Source organism: Penaeicola halotolerans (assembly GCF_016464625.1).
Lineage (GTDB): Bacteria > Bacteroidota > Bacteroidia > Cytophagales > Cyclobacteriaceae > Penaeicola > Penaeicola halotolerans.
This window is the reverse complement of the sequence record NZ_JAEAGO010000002.1, coordinates 212,146-230,551: the sequence shown is the minus strand read 5'-3', so window position 1 is coordinate 230,551 and position 18,406 is coordinate 212,146. Positions and strand designations below refer to the sequence as shown.

Here is an 18,406-nt window from a genome sequence, read left to right as displayed (position 1 = left end):
GACCTTAAAAGTTTATTTGACTGATCAAAAGCGCGAGCGTAGCCAAGCCTGTAGTCAAACCTACGATTTCTGTTGGCTTGATAAGCATGATTGGCTTAGTCGGCACAATGACTTCTGCCCCAGGAGAGACACTAGGGTAAAATCTCAATCCTAAAAAGCCCTTGGTTCTAGCCACTCGACCATTGGCATAGATCACATAAGTTCTGCGTTTTTGAGCCCTCGTATCAAATCCCCCCGCAGCATTGATATAGTGCTTCATGCCACGCCCTCCTTCAAATCTGATCGTAGTAGGATAGAGCACTCTGCCACGCATCCTCACTGTTTGTTGTAGTTTAGGGATGCTGAGGATATCCCCTTCTTCTAATATGAGATCATACTTAGAGCCTGGATTATCTAAAATCTCCTCTAAGTCTATAGCGATCGCTTCACTTTCTTTCTTCTGTATGCCACCAAGAGACAGTCTGTTAGATACATTGTTTAAGCCCTCTTGCTTAGCATAGGTGGCAACACTTCCTAGACTATCTTCTTTATCTAATTGCTCTACTTTATTAATGATTCTATTGAGGTAGGCTTCTTCTGACTCTGTTCTATCTTGTAACATCCCGAGTCTTTCGCCTGCTTTGAGGAGGTTTTCGCGCTTACGAGCTTCTTCTGTAGCTGCTTGGAAAAATTCCGTTTTTCTAATCAAAGTAGCTCCTTCAGCATAAGCAAACTCATTGAGACCGCCTGATCTGGCTAAAACATCTGAGATGCGGTCGCCTATATTGGTGATGGCATATTGGCCGGGGTACAGTACCTCTCCAGTGACTTGTACAAATCGCTCTACTCTGAAGTTAGGGTTTTTTCGGATGGTCACGTGGTCAAAAGGCATCAAGACAAAGTCCTTGTCAGCACTACTGAGATTGAGGTTTTTATCTATATCAAAAGTGATGATGTCTGATATATCTTGTGAGTCAGGATTGCTTGCTCTGCGGGTAATTTCCACTTTGGCTCCTGTCGCTCCTTCCTTGAATCCTTTGGCTAAGATGATCAGATCTTCTACTGTCATTTCTTGAGAATATGGGTACACACCCCCTTCATTGACCTCTCCAGAGATGGTCAGAACATATTCTTCACGTGTATCATAAATAGATGATATCAAAAGTACATCTTCTCGCTGTAGCACGATGTCCTCCTGAGCTCCACTCATGATAGCCTCCAGATCGATAGCCTGTGTGCGCGTGCTTAAATCCTCTTGAGACCTGATAAGCAATGCTCTACCTTTAAAAGCATCTCCTCTCAAGCCTTCAGCTCTTTCGATCAATTGTTTGACTGTAAGACCTTCTTCGAGCGCATAGTTGCCAGATCTGTACACAGCACCCTTGATTTGCACCCTGTTTTGATAGCGAGGGAGAATCTTACCTACTTGATAGACATCGCCACCTTTAGGGTTAAAGATTTCGAACTGCTCCTTGAAGACATCTGCTACGACTTTATCTGTGGCAGTATTGCGAGAGACATTGACGCGAGCGCGATAGGCATCATCTGTAAATCCCCCCGCATAGCTCAATAGGTCACTAAAACTTTCTCCTTGTTTGATTTCAAAAATACCAGGAGTCTTGACCTCACCAAGTATTTCTACACGCTCTATGAACGGGCTTACGATGATCACATCTTGATCTTCTAGGCTGATATTCATGGCAGTCTGTCCTTTGATCAAAAAGTCGTAGACATCTACCGTGCTGATCAGTTGGTTATTTCTATAGACTTTGATATCTCTCAGGGTACCATTTGTAGTCACTCCACCAGCGACATAGAGGGCATTGAACACTGTAGCAAAAGCACTTAGAGTAAAGGTGCCAGGGGCTTTGACTTGTCCTACTATATTTACTTTCACTGTTCGGACATTGCCAAGGGAGACTTGCATGTAGGTGTCTGGTTGGCTACCACCTAGTCCTGGGTAGGCCGAGATCAGTTTAGCTTTGATACGTTCAGTAGCTTGTTGGATACTTAGACCGCTAAGTCTCACAGGGCCAATATTTGGCAGGAGGATTATTCCCTCTTTATCGATAGTAGCATCATAATACTGCTCATTGGCGCCATAAACATCTATAAATACTTGATCTCCAGCACCCAATTGATAATTTTTAGGAGTAGGGAGGTTTAGATTTGGCTCAAAGCTAAGTTGCTTACTAGAGTTATTAAATAGGGAGTAGCCGAAAATACGCTCTTCTAGTGGGCGTTCATCAGCAGCGACAGCTCGGTCGATCCATTCGGGATTACTTTGCGCTCGGCCTTTCATTTTGGGTTCCATACTCGTTTGAGCTAGGCGCGCGCTTCGGAGTTGATTGACACGCTGTCCAAGCTTAGAGATATCTCCGATAGACATGCCTTGACTTTGCGCCATCTGAAAGATATCAGCATCTGAGTAACCCATAGACTCTGCTTGTCTCAGGAGACTAGAAAGTTCTTCATCGCTCATTGCGCTGATATTAGATAGATCTGGGATAGACTGAGCAGAGACGACCTGTACATCAAAAAACATCAAGCCTATCAAGAGGGCATAAAAACAAATAGAACAAGCTACTTTTTGCATTTTCAATTATTTATAACGAGCCATAAAGTGAAGCTCGAAGAGTTTATTATGTGTCATTAGATAGAAAAGCTTTTATCCTCGAATCAGAGATTGAAATATCTCCTCAAAGAAAAAACTTATCCTTTCTTTATTAATTGAAATTAATCGCACAAATCTAAATATTCAAAGTGAGTTGACCTAATCAAAATGTTTTACTTATGCCTCTAAGAGGATGCGACTGCCTTCACTACAGTTACGACAGATGTCTATCGATGCCCGATCTGTAAATACTGCCTTACGGAAGTCTTCATATCGATTGCTCTGCCAAATAGAGGCTAATGTCTCTGTCTGTAAATCTCCTAGTTGATGGCTAGCGTCTTTGTCAAAGCAACAAGGGACTACTTTGCCATCCCAAGTGATGACCGTACCCTGCCACATGCGCCAGCAGGCATCTTCTAATTTATATTTAAGCTGCCACTTGCCATTGCTCGTTTGTCTGTATCGTGCATACCGTTCCTGCTTGGGTATCAAAGGCGAACCATGTTCATAGTCATAGATCTGAGCAGTCTTGAAAGTTACTTCATCTACACCTATCTCTTTTGCCAAAGCTTTGACTTCTTCGATCTGATGTTCATTTGGTCCAACTACTAGAAACTGAAAAACGATATGTGGTGTATGGGATTTTAGTTCTTTTTTTGCCTTGACCATAGCTTTGGCGCCAGCAATAACCTTATCTAATCTACCACCTACTCTATAGGACGCATAAGTGTCTTGGCTCGTCCCATCGATAGAAATGATCAGTCGGTCTAAGCCACTTTTGACAGTTTCGAGGGCTTTTTCTTCATTGAGAAAGTGGGCATTAGTGGAGGTATTGGTATAGATGCCATTAGATGTAGCATAACTGACCAAATCCAAAAACTGAGGATGTAAATAAGGCTCTCCTTGGAAATACAGATTGAGATAGAGCAAATGATCCTTCGTTTGATCAATGACCTGTCTGAAAAATGTCTGATCAAGTAATCCCGTAGGACGAGAGAAGGATCTTAAACCGCTGGGGCATTCTGGACAGCGAAGGTTACAAGAAGTGGTAGGCTCTATGGACATGCTCACTGGGAGGCCAGCATGTACTAATTTAAGTCCAGTTTTACTCAGGTAATAGGTAGTATACAACTTGAGAAGTTGCCAAGCCTTAAGAGGCCGCATTTTCTTAATTAGTTGTTTGGTGTCTTTCCAGCTACCCATGAGTACTCATTTAAGCACTCAAATTAGTTAAAAATCTCATGAAAGGTATAAAAATAGAAAAGAGCTGTACCGAATGTCGATACAGCTCTTTTAGCGTACTAATCCTCTATTAAATTATTCTCCGCTCAAAGCTGCAATCACTGATGGTGGAAGCATTACATCGTTTACTACGTGTACCACACCGTTAGTTGCTAAAATATTAAGTAAATCAGCATTTAAGCTTGCATTACCTACTGTCAAAGCACCTAGATCAACTGCAATTGGCTCTCCTTGTAGTGGTGTGATTTCAGAACCGTCTCTCAAATCTGTAGAGAAGGCTCTGGCATCTACTACGTGATATGTCAATACTGTTGCTAAAGTTTCGATGTCGATATCATCAATTCCATTTACTCCAAGAGCGGTATAAAGCGCTTCGAAGGCTGCATTTGTTGGAGCAAATACTGTGAATGCACCTTCTCCAGATAGTAAAGAAATCACATCAGTCTCTGTTTCATTCGTTACTCTTGTAACAGCCGCTACTAGTTCAGTGAAAGCATCGTTTCCTGCAGCTATCTCAACGATATTTTGAGTAGCAGGAGTGATCACGTAATCGATTACGTGGATAGTACCGTTTGATGCAGCAATATCAGTAGCTGAAATAGGAGCTACACCGTTGATGCTAAATCTGTTGTCAGCTCCTAAGCTGAAGTAGATAGTAGAACCTTCTACTGTAGTAGCTTCTCCACCATTTGTTAGTGCAGAAGAACCTACATTTCCAGAAAGCACGTGATATGTTAAGATATCACCTAAGTTATCAGCTGCTAAAAGCTCAGCAGCAGTCAAACCGTTTGCTTCTAGATAAGCCTCAAACGCGGCATTAGTTGGAGCAAAAACTGTGAAAGGACCTGCACCCTGAAGCGTTTCTACTAAACCTGCTTGTTGAATAGCTGCAACTAGCGTAGAAAAGTTAGGGTTTGATGAAGCTACTCCGATGATTGTTTCATCTACAGGAGTTACATCGTCATCATCATTACAAGCTACAAATGTGAATGAAGCTGCTATCATTAGCATCCCCAAAAACTTAGCTGACTGTTGAAATAAATTACTCACTTTTTTCATAATAATAATTGGTTTGGTATCATTAAAAACATGACTTATAAACAGCCTTTGGGCAAAATGTTTAAACAAAATCTAGCGAAGTGTATGAAAACATAGTTGAAGTGTTACAAGCGATTATTGAATTGTTATTGACAAATGACACATAGTTGCATAACATCATGCAATCGTTTGCAATTATCTAGATAGATTAATAGAGGTTTTCAGCCATCACAAAAACAAAAAAGGGCGGATAAAATACCCGCCCTCAGAAAAATGTAAACCAATTATTAATTCGTAACTATTGAACCCGTCATGGCTGGGTGGACTACGCAGACATAATTGTCTAGCTCAGCGGCCAATTCCTCTGTCAAAGTGAAAGTGAATGCGCTTCCCGATGTCTCAAAGTTTACTGCCTCATCTTCAGCAAATGTCCCAGCCTCGTTTCCTTGACCCAATAAGATGGTGTTTTCTGCATCTCTTAGGGCAAATGGATGCGGACCTGAATTTGTGATAGTCAGTGCATATCTTGTCCCTACGGTCAATGTCCAAGTACTGTTATCCTCATTAAGAGGAGTCACATCCTCGCCTCCAGTTATTTCAGATACGAAGTAGGCAGATGCGCCAGAGTTGCCAACAGTCAAGCTTACCACAGCGGCATCATCCATAGGAGGAAGCAATACTTGATCAATCGCATGTACGACACCATTTCTAGCAAGCACATTAGCGATGACAATATTTGTCTCTTCATTGATCGTAGCATTTGCAGCATCGATAGCGATAGTGGCACCATTGGCTGTGGCTACATCACCATCTCTTAAGTCAGTAGAAAATACTCTTCCTGGCAGTACGTGGTAAGTCAAAACCGCCTCTAATGTAGTGACTGGGATCTCATCTACTCCACTGACACCAAGCGCAGTGTACAATGCTTCAAAGGCAGCATTGGTCGGGGCAAATACAGTGTATGGATCTGCTCCTGTCAAAAGTCCAAGCACATCTGTATCTGTTTCTTCAGAAACAATTGTAGCTGCTGCTACCAATTCTGAAAAGTCATCATTACCAGTAGCTATTGTAGCCAAACTCTCAGCTGGAGGTGTCAATACATAATCAAGCGCATGGATTAAGCCATTGGAAGCACTGATATCAGTATCGGTGATTTGAGCCACACCATTGATATAATAGTTATTATCAGCTCCTAAGCTAAAATAGATTTCATCTCCTTGGGCAGTTTCTACTGCTAAACCATTTTCTAAATCAGCAGCAGGAACTTGACTAGTCAAAACATGATAAAGCAAAATATCTGATAAATCAGGATTGGCCAATAAAGCAGCTGCAGTCAAGTCATTGGCTTCTAAAAATGCGTTAAAAGCTGGATCATTAGGAGCAAAAACAGTAAAGGGACCACTGCCATTTAGCGTGGTAACTAAGCCAGCTTCATCCAAAGCTTGCGTAAGTACAGAAAAATCATTGTTTCCTGCGGCAATTTCAGCGATGGTCTCTTCTCCAGTAGGTGGTAGAATTTCATCGTCATCATCATTATTACAAGCGGTGAATGCTATCGTTGAGGCTAGCATCAACATTCCCACAAATCTTCCAGATATTGGGAATAAACGATTAGATTTTTTCATAAATAAAATTGGTTTGGTTTTATTAATACTGAAAATTAAACCAAAATCTAGACTAAATTGTCAGATGAGGATGGTTGAATTGTACTTTTAAGAGGATAAGCTGTAGGATAAAAGAGCTTAACTGTGGTCTGGTTAAGGACTCTTTATAAGGATTGCGTTGATGTTTTTTTAATAAGTGATTTTTGAAGAAATGTACATGGAGCAACTTTCATCTTTCAAAAAGTGTTATTTTAGCCACGACAAAGATTGAATAGCATCATGAGTGAAGCAGTCAGCATATTAAAAGACAATCAGTTAAGAATCACCGCTTGTAGAGAAGAAGTTTTAGGAGCCTTTTTGGACAAAGGTTCGGCTCTTTCTCATGGAGATTTGGAATTATTGTTTCAGGAGACCTTTGACCGAGTGACGATTTACCGCACACTCAAGACCTATTTGGATGCAGGTATCATCCACAAAGTGCTCGATGATAGTGGTGCTGCTAAGTATGCCTTATGTAAAGAAACTTGTGAGCATGGACATCATCACCATGAACATGTGCACTTCAAGTGCAGCGTCTGTGGAGAGACCAACTGTATCGAGTCAGTCTCCATACCAGATATCAAGCTACCTGCAGGCTATGTCCTAGAAGAAGCGAACTTACTAGTACAAGGCAAATGTGCCAAGTGTAATTGATAAAGCAAAAGGCTCCAATTTGGAGCCTTTTGTACTTAAACACCGAACCTAAATATTCCCCTTTGTTACTGTTTCTTTTGTAAAATATATACTTCCACCTTTCTGCTTTCCGAATCAGTTGCTGTAGTTGGATCTGCTTTTTTGATCTGTATACTAGCATCTTTGTAGCCTGAGACTTTGATCAAGTTAGCGATGTGTTCTGCCCTTACTTGACTCACACGCTCGTTTACAGCTGGATCTCCATAGGCATCTGCATAGCCGATGAGTTCTATACTAAAATTCTCTTTATCAGCAAGTAATTCCAAGATACGATCAATATCAGGATGTGATTTGAAATACTCATCTCGATTGTAATAAACGGTATAGACTTTTTCAGCAACTGGCACTTTGGCTTTTTCTGCTGCTATGGCATCCAATCTAGCTTTTTCTTCAGCGATCCTTTTGGCCTCTAGTGCAGTGAGTCTGGCGCGCTCAGCCGCTTCAGCTTTAGCGATACTATCTGCTTTTGCTGCCGCTTTAGCAGCTATTTCGCTAGCAGGCTCATAAGCTATCACAGCAGCTTCTGCCTGTACAGCAGAGGGTTTGGTGACTACAGCAACTTCACCAAAATTTCGGTAATAAGTCACAGGCTCACCTTGAGTGATTTCCACAGGAAGTGAATAAAGTGCACTAGTCGACCAGCCATTAGCAGATTTCACACTGTAGTATATCTTCACTTCACCACTACGATCACTAGAGTAGAAGAGTGTATCAGCACGCATATACATGCCAAACTCTCTATTTTTAGAGTTGATCACCTTACCAAGGTTTTCTATCTTAGACCAAGTGTTTTTCGCAACATCATAGCGTATCTCATAAATATCATCCCTACCTACTGTAGGTCTATATTCTGCTGAGATCAGCATGGTCAGACCATCTGGCATGAGGTAGTATTCAGCATTTTCAGATCGATTGTTGAGCGCTGGCATTTGCCTTGTTTCTTTCAAAATCAAGTTTTGATCTGTCTCGTCTAGCTTATAGGCTCTCATTTCATGTGCTTGCTTACCCATTTTGTGATAGGTGTAGAGGATTTGCCTATCAGGAGATACCCCGATGACTTCATTGATGAAACCATCATTGAGTGCTGTGATAGGCAAATCAATTTGCTTTTCATCTAGCCTTTTGACAGCGATGTATTGATAAGGATTGCTTGACTGCTTGTGCGCGTAGAATAAGTATTTATCCTTCAATAGTTCTGGACTAGCCATTTCTGATTTGCTCTGGCTTTCGCTGATCTTGAGTGCTTGATATTGCGCTTGAGCAGTATGTATATTGATGCTCAAGAGAGTAATTAGACCCAATGCCTTGCTTATTTTATCCAATTTGGGATTTATCTTTTTCATCTTTTTAGGCTTAAAATGTTCATTTACCACATCAATACTTTTTTCAAGTATTTAGGGTATCTTACCTTATTGAGATTCATCGTTGCAACAAACTCATTGGTACTACTGCTGATCTGCCTAGCATCTCCACTAGGGATTTCGTAGCTATAGCCTAATCGCATCTGTCCAACTCTAAAGCCTACTGTCATCGTGTAAGCCAAATCCCATCTGTAACCAGCACCTAACCATGCAGTATTCATGAAAACACCTTTGATCTGTCCCTCAGCGTTTTTACCTAAGCGATCATCATAGCGATAGATACCATTAAAGACCATTCCAAACTGGTCTGTCAAAGCTCTTCTGTAGCCACCTTGGATTACATGCTGCATGGCAAATCCTTCATTCATGAAATCATCCCCACCATTGATGCGACCTTTGGCTAAATCCTGCAAGGCATATCCAAAGTAGTAGTCATCACTAGTAAGCATTAAGCCCGCATTGAAATCCATTCGATTTTGTGCAGCAAAGCGTCCAAACCAACTGTCTATGATCTGGTCTTGATCATGCATGTATCGCATCTTGCTGCCATCCATTCGGTGTTGGTTGAAAGTCAGTGCTGCGCCTAATCTTAGTTGAGTTTTGGCAGTGAGCTGAACTCTACTTCCATAGCTTAGATGAATCTGTGTTTCAGTAAAAGGTCCATCAGTATCATGGAAGACCAATAAACCGAAGGCATTCTTCGCGCCTGGAGCGACATAATTGATCTCTTCTTCAGTCACTACTGTTCCTTGAGATTTCCATCTTCCGAGATCTGCCATGTCTAGTTCTATACTAGCAAAAATCGTCTCTGGTGCCCCTTCAAATCCACCCCATTGATTGCGGTAGAATAGTTTACCCATACTGCCTTCATAGCCTGTGAGTCCAGGGTTGAAGTACTGCTGGAACAAGCTGAAATTCCCTGTTTGCTTGAGCGTCTGAGCTTCTGCGCTGAGGAGGCCCAAGGATAGGGATGCTGCTAAGAGCACCCCTTTTATAGATATGTTTCGATAGTTCATAATTGTTGTCGTTTTTGGTAAAAGCCCCTTACAATATCAAGATGTTACCTTTCAATACTTTCTTGCGACCGTCTATGATCACCTCTACGATGTAGTAGTAGACACCTTTGTTGACTGCCCTGCCTTTATAGGTAGCATCCCAACCTTTGCTTGGATCAGTAGTCTCAAAGTACATTCTACCATCTCTATCAAAGACCTTGATGTTGACATTTTCTAGGTGGATCAATTCAGGGATCATCCACTCATCGTTCATGCCGTCACCATTTGGTGTGATCGTATTTGGCACAAAAATCTCCTCAACAGCTGGTTCTTCTCTAATAAGCGTAAAGGCTTGCTCGATGAAGTTACCTGCTGGATCTACAGATCTTACACGGATGCGTACTGAAGGTCTGCCTGCCATTGCTTGCAATAAGTCTACATTGAGATACAATCCGTTACCAATGATGCTAAAGTGTTCGTTATCAGCAGCGCCATCGCCTATGACTAAGTAGTAGCTATGCTGGGTATCATCGATATCTGATGTGCTGAATGTAGCCACTGCTGTACTAGGATCTTGATTGGCCATGAAAGTATTGCGGCTGATGCTGATCTCAGTAGGTGTCGCATTGATCACTGTAAGAGTGATGGTCACACTTGCAGCTTCGAAATTCGCTGTCTCAGCTTGCGTAGCAGTGATAGTCGTCACACCCATTGCTCTTAGACTCAGCATATCTCCGGTCAATACAGCCACTTGCTGGTCAGCGATCGTGTAGGTGAATGCTCCAGGACTAGCAGAATTTGGAGGTGTCAGCCTGAAATCTGCTACTCCATAAGTTGCAGTGATATCATTCCAAGTCAAGTTCGGTACTGCTTGGATGATCGTAAGCGTACCACTTGTATAGCTGATGTCATAATTGGCATCTGCTGCATCTGCTAAAGTGATGGCATAGCTACCAACTGCTGAGCTTGCTGTAGCTGTAGTGCTGATGCTTGGAAGTGTAGTCACTTCGGTATCACCATTCACTAGACCAGTGTAGGAGAAAGTCAAAGTAGGATTTGCTTCACCATACACTTTGGTCTTATCATCTGCAGTGATTGTCAAACTAGCTTTTGTTACCTCTAGCTCACCAGCTACAAGTGTGATATCATAGTTGGCATCTGCGGCATCTGCTAAAGTGATGGCGTATGTACCAACTGCTGAGCTTGCTGTAGCTGTAGTGCTGATGCTTGGAAGTGTCGTCACTTCGGTATCACCATTCACTAGACCAGTGTAGGAGAAAGTCAAAGTAGGATTTGCTTCACCATACACTTTGGTCTTATCATCTGCAGTGATTGTCAAACTAGCTTTTGTTACCTCTAGCTCACCAGCTACGAGTGTAATGTCATAATTGACATCTGCGGCATCTGCTAAAGTGATGGCATATGTACCGACAGCTGAGCTTGCTGTAGCTGTAGTACTAATGCTTGGAAGTGTAGTCACTTCGGTATCACCATTCACTAGACCCGTGTAGGAGAAAGTCAAAGCAGGATTTGCTTCACCATACACTTTGGTCTTATCATCTGCAGTGATTGTCAGACTAGCTTTTGTTACTTCTAGCTCACCAGCTACAAGTGTGATATCATAGTTGGCATCTGCTGCATCTGCTAAAGTGATAGCATATGTACCAACTGCTGAGCTTGCTGTAGCTGTAGTGCTAATGCTTGGAAGTGTAGTCACTTCGGTATCACCATTCACTAGACCAGTGTAGGAGAAAGTCAAAGTAGGATTTGCTTGACCATACACTTTGGTCTTATCATCTGCAGTGATTGTCAGACTAGCTTTTGTTACCTCTAGCTCACCAGCTACAAGTGTGATATCATAATTGGCATCTGCTGCATCTGCTAAAGTGATAGCATATGTACCAACTGCTGAGCTTGCTGTAGCTGTAGTGCTAATGCTTGGAAGTGTAGTCACTTCGGTATCACCATTCACTAGACCAGTGTAGGAGAAAGTCAAAGTAGGATTTGCTTGACCATACACTTTGGTCTTATCATCTGCAGTGATTGTCAAACTAGCTTTTGTTACCTCTAGCTCACCTGCGACAAGCGTGATGTCATAATTGGCATCTGCTGCATCCGCTAAAGTGATGGTATATGTACCGACCGCTGAGCTTGCTGTAGCTGTAGTACTAATGCTTGGAAGTGTAGTCACTTCGGTATCACCATTCACTAGACCAGTGTAGGAGAAAGTCAAAGTAGGATTTGCTTCACCATACACTTTGGTCTTATCATCTGCAGTGATTGTTAGGCTAGCTTTATTGACTACTAGTTCTCGATCAACAGCTGTGGCTGCAAAGTGAGTTGCGTCACCAGCTTGTGTAGCAGTAATGGTAGTATTGCCTGCATTTAGAATAGTTGCCTCATTGCCTACGATACTGATCACTGCAGGGTCAGCAGCTGTGTATGTCACTGTTAATCCTTTATCTGTTTGCTCAGGTCCTAGAATAAATGCCGTCTCACCAAAGGTTTTCGCTGCTAGTGCAGGGAAATCGATGGTTTGCGTGATTTTCACCACCTCGAGTGTTTGTACGGCATCACTAGCAGCTAAGTAGGCTGCATTTCCTGCTTGAGAAGCTGTGATAGTCGTAGTACCTAAGCCTACGATGCTTACCGTGCTACCGCTAATAGTGGCTACACTTGGGTCTGAACTCACATATTGTATTCCAAGCCCTGAAGAAGCTGTTGCGGTCAAATCAAAGTCAGCATCTTGTAAAGATTTAGTAACTAAAGCGTCAAATGTGATGGTTTGTGCTTCTTTTAGAGAAACTGTAAAATCACTTGTAGCTTGGTTGCCAGCTCCATCTGTGGCCGTGTAAGTCACATTAGTCAAACCAGTGTTAAATGTGTAAGTACCGATTTGGCCTGATCCCGTTGCAGTAGTTGCTCCAGTCATCGCCCAAGTCAATGTTTCTACAGCACAGTTATCAGTCACCACTACATCTGTGATCGCAATGGCTTTAGATTTTTCATTTTGAAGCGAAGTCTCGATTACGTTTGATGGGGCTACGAAAACAGGGTTTTGATTGTCATTGACCGTGACAACTAAGGAGTCTGAAGCCTCATTACCTGCGGCATCTTCTGCTGTCCAGATGATTGTGTTTTCTCCTTGACCGAGAGACTCACCTGCTAAGCTATTAGTTCCATTAGCAACTTCTTGCAGGTACTCATGTGCTCCAAGGCTGATCTTGATATCATCCCATATTACACTAGCACCAGAGAATACAATTCTCCAAGAACCTGAGCTAAAGGTGGTGTTTTCATTGAAGCTAAATACCTCATTAGTCACTGTATTAGTAATCGTACCAGAAATGTTGATACCATTATCTATAATATGAATTCTCACCGGATCAGCATATAGCGCATCGCCTGGTTTGCCATCGAGAGAAGTACTTCCTAGGTTCGTTTGACCTTCGTTGAAGTTGTGTAGTCTAAAGTAAGCACCATTAGTTGGTTCATTCGAAGCAAATGGATTTTTTAAACCATCACTTCTTGTGCCTATAAAGGCAATGGAAAAGCCTTCGAAAGTCAAGGTTGCGCTAACATGCAGTGGGTTTGCAGGTGTCGGAACAAAATCCGCTACCGTTCTAAGCGTACCTCTATCATCAAAAGGAGCACTTTGGTAGCCACCATTGACTACTGAGCCACTTGGTGTGCCTATTTCAAAATTGGCTGAATTCCAAGCTCCTCCATCGAAGTTCTCAGTGATCAAGTTAGGGTTTGGAAGCATGCGTTGGATAGAGTATCTCAAGGCAGTGATCGCTCCACTATTGTCCGTAGCAGCAATCACATCAAACTCGGTTCCTTGTACTGTATAGTCGCAGGCGCCTGTGTCAGTCACACGTGTGGTAGCTGAAGGTACAGTGATGACAGGGTCTACTACATCCACCATAGTCGTGAAGTTCCATGTATTAGATGTCGCGGTGATACCATCAAAGTCATTGTCATATTGATCTTTGACAAATCCACTAGACACTTCCACAGATACAGCTGTGCCATAAGGCAAGTCTGTTTCAAGTGCAATACTCAAACTTAATCCATCACCAGCTAGGATGACCTTGGCCCTGTCTGTAGGATCGGACAAATCAAAGCTAGCGAGTACCGTAGAGCCATCATATAAAGTCAATGTACCTGTAGTGCCGAGTGTTACCGCCTCGTCAAACGTCATGCTGAGCGTAGGCCTCAAAGCAGTTTCAGTAGCATCGTCTGCTGGAGTAAATCCATTTGCTACTGGAGCAATTTGATCAACCACTGTGAGTGTTCTGACTACCGTTGGAGCAGCTAAATTGCTTACATCTCCTGCTTGTGTAGCCGTGATATCGGTACTACCTACCTTTAAGATCGTAGCTTGATTACCCGTAATGCTGACTACAGTAGGATCAGCTGCTGTATAAGTGATGGTCAAGCTTCTATCAGTCTGTGCATCACCCAGTGTAAATGTTGGGTCAGTATATGACTTTGTAGGGATGACAGGGAAAGTATACGTCTGAGCATACTTTACAATAGACACCGTACTAGAAGATGAGGCGGAGAAGTTGAACATTTGATTTTCAGCTCCTGTACCATCACCAAATTCTACCACATACCCTCCGATACTACCTGAGTTAGTACCGTTGAGGTCATTCCAGCAAGAGCCACCATTCCAAGCAGTCACGACATGGTTTTCACCACCGCCCGCATTGTTAGGTTCACTACCACACCAATTATAATAGGATGAAATTGTACCAGCTTCAGGACCAGTATCCCATCTCCATACGCCTTCTACTGCTTCATCGGTGAGACCTATCCAGATGTTTTGGGCACCCACGATGTTTCCGTTGACAAAGTTGTTTTCATTGGTAGACGTGATGGTCACTAGGTAACCCGATACTCCTTGATAGGTCATCGCGGCTGCCGCAGCTTTGGCTGAAGCGTAATTAGTGCCAGGACTAGCAATATATCTGTAGAAGTGTCCATTTTCTGGATTACGCGCATAGTTGACATCACTGAGCGAGGCAGAGACATTGATTTTCACATTGCCATCTGCTCCTGTATTAGCTACCATAGCCGCTAGTGCAGCGTTAGCATTAGCTTGTGTACCTGTAAATGAGATCTCAGTGATATTTGTCCATGAGTCATAGCCAAAACTTCTGGTCAAACCAGTATTAGTTGGGAGACTGAAGTTGGTGCCAGAAGTAACATTCTCTAGACCTATACTCACTAAGATATTATCAGATGGGCCAAAACCTGAAATCACAAAGTCTCCTGGATCTATGTTATTGGTAAAGACTGGGAACTGTGTATTGGCAGGGGCGGTAACCGATAGAGAGAGCACTGTAATGGTAAAGGTTCTGCTAAAAGCAACCGTTTGGTCATTCGTATATCTAGCTGTGACAGTGATAGTACTAGTACCCGCTGACTGTGGGGTATAGGTAATCGTTCCAGTAGTATTTGGCGAAGTATAAGATACACTAGGGTTAGGAACTACAGCCGTATTGGAACTGGTCGCGATCACGGAGAGTGTTTGCCCTGCAAGACCTCCTGTAGTAATTCCAGAAAGATTGACCTGTCTTGAACCACCTCCAACAGTGACCGTTTGATTTGTAATTGGGTCAAGGGTCGGAGTAGTGTTGATTTTATAAGACAATGTACCACTTGCATTTCCTGCGGGAGAGGTAAAGCTATACCCAACATTGTAAGTACCCGGTGATGGGAAGGTATAATTGACCGTAGACGCTGTTGTATTGATAGTCGATCCATCAACGGTCCAAGCCTGAGAAGTAATCACAGCATTGGCACCAATACTGACATCTTCTAGTCCCCAATTATCATAACTACTACCTGAGTTTGCTGGTTGATACCATCTAAAGATCGTACTTGTCGTACGAGCACCCACAGGAATATCAATAGAGTTGAAATACCAGTTGTACCAAGCAAAATTACCCCCACTTGTGGTATTCCAATCTTCAAAGATAGTAACCCATGTAGAACCTCCATTGGTGCTATATTGCAAATAAACCTCCTCATTGGATGCATCTGGCTGCTCACATGGTGCGCCTTCGTTGCCGTATCTGATGTAAAACTCAATCTTACCCCCTGTAGAGACATTGACAGGGCTAGTTTCTACAAATCGTTTGTTGGCATATTCTCCTCCTGCATCAAACCTTGCTCCAGACCAATCTGAGGGCTTGCTCGCGGGATTATAAAGGTTTGTTGCCCAAAAGTAACTCGTGTTGTCTGGAGTAGGCTTTGTAGGGCAGATATTATTACTAACCGTATAGGGTGAAGTCTTCCAACCCGTTGGAAGTAGGCCTCCATTAAAGTTATATGCTGTCGCTTGTACTATGGGATTCCCATCAAATGATATGGGGCCTAAACTAGTACCTCCCGATGCTGGGGAAGCCGTGATATTTACTGACTGTGCATTTGCTGCTATAAAAGCCAAAGTGAGTAAATATGCTATGATTAGTATTTGAAGTAAATGTCTTTTCATATTAGTTCAGTTTAGATTCGTGAATCCCTTCCAGAATTAATCGAGTCAGTATTTCCTCTTGATTTTTGAATCTCACAAAAACGCCAAGTTTATTTTCCAAGTAGTTTCCGCAAGAACCCTCTACTGACTGATTTGGATCTAAACTGACTTGTACCAAGTTCTCATCGGCCCCTGATTCAAGTACTTGATTATCATATCCAAGCGCATAATTCCAATAGACATAAACCTTAGAGGAGGTCTTGTTGATAACCTTTACCAAGATAATCTCAGGAGAGAAACTGTGGCCAGGGGTAGTACAGTCGGCATATTTAGTGTAGATATCGACCATTGAGAGCTGGTGTTTAAGCACCCATTCATTTTCATAAGCACCTTTTTGTAGGGTACTTGCGATGTTTTGTTGGGCTTGAAGTCCCATAAAACACATTGTCAGGCAAAGTGTAAGAACTACTCTCTTCAGATCCATGATCGCGGATCCTTTTACCTGCCTTTTCTCAGTAGAAATTTTGACAGTTTGTTCCATGTCGTTTGGTTTTGGAATTGTTTAGATTAAGTTTCCCTTTTTCCACCAGCGGGACGCTTAGCTGAATGATCGGCCTACACACGCGCTGGATGACACAAATGACACAACAAATAGGGCTGCTCACAAAAAATGTATGTTCAGAAAGCAGTTTTCTAAACACACTGGCGCATCAATCACTTTTTTGATAAAATGAAATGCATTTCTCTGCTGATAATTTTTTTGGTCAAAAATGTGGATAACTAGGTGGGTAAGTGAATAAAAAATTACCGTGTTAGTTTTATCCATTTTAGTAAATCCCTTGTACTATTTCAATAAAGGAAAAAACTCTCGAAAAGAGAGCTTAGTTTGGTGAGTAGGAGGTGTCTATGTATCAAGAAGCCTCGCTGTTTTGAAACTCCTGCCAATAAGCGCTAGGACTCATGCCATGCAGTGATTTGAACGCTGTAAAAAATGTGATGCGGGAATTAAAACCACACTGATTGGCGAGTGCTTCTATGGTAAAGTCATCCAGATAGCCTTCTTGGATCTTTTCTACAGAGAGCGCAATTCTTTTTTTGATGATTAGTTCCTTGAAGCCGCAGCCATAGACCGCCTTGATCAGGTCGCTTGTCTGTCTTATGGATAGTCCTATTCGCTCAGCTAGATCATGAAGCTCCAAATGCTTATCACTGATCACTACTTGATCGGAAAGGGCATATTTTAGCGCATCAATGTCTGCTTGTTTATAATTTTTCTCAGACTTAGTGCTTTTAGTCTTTTTCTGAGAACGTTCTTCTATCGCTACTGCATCAGTAGCTTTATTCAAGACTAGGTTAGGGATACTTTCTACCACTTCTGGTCTGAAGGTCAAAAAGGCATTGAAGAGCAAAAGCGCTAGTAGATTAGCATAAGAGAAAAAACTCATCAGATCAGCTACATCCCTATCCCACAGAAAGCCCAAAAACTCAGTGCTCGTATAGCCTAGATAAGAAAAGACGATCCAACCCATGAAAAACATAACCACAAAGAGCCATTGGTTGAAAAACTTAAAATCAAGTTTGGCAAACAGATAAGGCTTTAATCTGTAGATCAATACAGCACTAGCGATAAAGTAAGCCACTTGGAGTCCTACTCGCATCATCACATGGTACTTGATCGGGATGAGGCCATTGGCTATTTGATTGAGCAGGCGTGGATCTGCCACGATGAGTTCAGCGGCTTGCAGCTTCACTTCTGTACTTTCTAAATAAAAAGGTACCAAGTCGACTAAGTGTATGAGAGCAGGCAGAAAATGGATCCAGTCCCAGCGGTGAAAGCCCCTTTCGTCTATGAGACTATTGCGCACAAAGATGTAAAAAAGAGGCGCACTTAAGTACATCAGGGGACTCACAGTACGCATCAAATGAGGATACTCAATGATGTATCCCGCTTCAAACCACAAGAAATAGACTAATAAAAAGAGGTTGTAAAAAAACATGGAGGCTCCCAAGAAGCGATTGTTTTGCAGATAGGACTTTTTGCTCAACATAAGTCTGGTGCTATTGATGGTAGCAAAAGAAAGCAAAACGATGACTGCCAGTAATCCTAGTTGCATAATAAAAATCCCTTTATCTAAAGTAGCATAACTTGATGCACTCAAACAAGCCTTTGACTAGATACCTTATACAATCGTGATAAATATCAATGAATGACAAAAAGCATAAGTTAGTATATCAAAGGTAGTAGAATTGGTTTGAAATAAAAAAGCCCTAATGAAAACCTCATTGGGCTTTTTGAAAAGTGAGTGATTTTACTTTTCACTTTTGAAATCAATCTTTAAAGTTAGTGGTTTACT

10 protein-coding genes are annotated in these 18,406 nt (G+C 42.2%); 1 reads left to right on the top strand and 9 read right to left on the bottom strand.

Annotated features, from left to right (window positions below; translation table 11 throughout):
• Positions 1 to 4: 4 nt before the first annotated feature.
• The 4 genes from I5349_RS05215 to I5349_RS05200 all read right to left on the bottom strand — a co-directional run bounded on the left by I5349_RS05215 (position 5) and on the right by I5349_RS05200 (position 6,498).
• Positions 5 to 2,575, bottom strand: coding sequence for an SLBB domain-containing protein (locus I5349_RS05215; protein WP_226389686.1), 2,571 nt, complete (start codon positions 2,573 to 2,575; stop codon positions 5 to 7).
• A gap of 195 nt (positions 2,576 to 2,770) precedes the next feature.
• On the bottom strand, positions 2,771 to 3,796 hold the full coding sequence (locus tag I5349_RS05210; RefSeq protein WP_226389685.1) for a radical SAM/SPASM domain-containing protein: 1,026 nt from the start codon (positions 3,794 to 3,796) through the stop codon (positions 2,771 to 2,773).
• 114 nt (positions 3,797 to 3,910) lie between these two features.
• Positions 3,911 to 4,894 (bottom strand): fasciclin domain-containing protein, encoded by a 984-nt coding sequence (locus I5349_RS05205; RefSeq protein ID WP_226389684.1) that lies wholly within the window; start codon positions 4,892 to 4,894, stop codon positions 3,911 to 3,913.
• Between the two features lie 266 nt (positions 4,895 to 5,160).
• On the bottom strand, positions 5,161 to 6,498 hold the full coding sequence (locus tag I5349_RS05200; RefSeq protein WP_226389683.1) for a fasciclin domain-containing protein: 1,338 nt from the start codon (positions 6,496 to 6,498) through the stop codon (positions 5,161 to 5,163).
• A gap of 258 nt (positions 6,499 to 6,756) precedes the next feature.
• Here I5349_RS05200 and I5349_RS05195 point away from each other — a divergent pair, with 258 nt between their 5' ends.
• Positions 6,757 to 7,170, top strand: a complete 414-nt coding sequence (locus I5349_RS05195; RefSeq protein WP_226389682.1) for a Fur family transcriptional regulator — start codon at positions 6,757 to 6,759, stop codon at positions 7,168 to 7,170.
• A gap of 65 nt (positions 7,171 to 7,235) precedes the next feature.
• Here I5349_RS05195 and I5349_RS05190 read toward each other — a convergent pair whose 3' ends face one another.
• The 5 genes from I5349_RS05190 to I5349_RS05170 form a co-directional block, all read right to left on the bottom strand.
• Entirely contained in the window at positions 7,236 to 8,552 is a 1,317-nt protein-coding gene (locus I5349_RS05190) for an OmpA family protein (RefSeq protein ID WP_226389681.1), read from the bottom strand.
• Positions 8,553 to 8,575: 23 nt separating this feature from the next.
• Positions 8,576 to 9,586, bottom strand: coding sequence for a PorP/SprF family type IX secretion system membrane protein (locus I5349_RS05185; protein WP_226389680.1), 1,011 nt, complete (start codon positions 9,584 to 9,586; stop codon positions 8,576 to 8,578).
• Between the two features lie 28 nt (positions 9,587 to 9,614).
• The gene (locus tag I5349_RS05180) at positions 9,615 to 16,073 is read right to left on the bottom strand and encodes an MBG domain-containing protein (RefSeq protein WP_226389679.1); all 6,459 of its coding nucleotides are present in this window, start codon (positions 16,071 to 16,073) and stop codon (positions 9,615 to 9,617) included.
• A gap of 1 nt (position 16,074) precedes the next feature.
• Entirely contained in the window at positions 16,075 to 16,593 is a 519-nt protein-coding gene (locus tag I5349_RS05175) for a hypothetical protein (RefSeq protein ID WP_226389678.1), read from the bottom strand.
• Between the two features lie 370 nt (positions 16,594 to 16,963).
• Positions 16,964 to 18,166 carry a helix-turn-helix domain-containing protein gene (locus I5349_RS05170; RefSeq protein WP_226389677.1) on the bottom strand — a complete coding sequence of 401 codons (1,203 nt, stop codon included), beginning with the start codon at positions 18,164 to 18,166 and terminating at the stop codon, positions 16,964 to 16,966.
• Positions 18,167 to 18,406 lie beyond the last annotated feature (240 nt).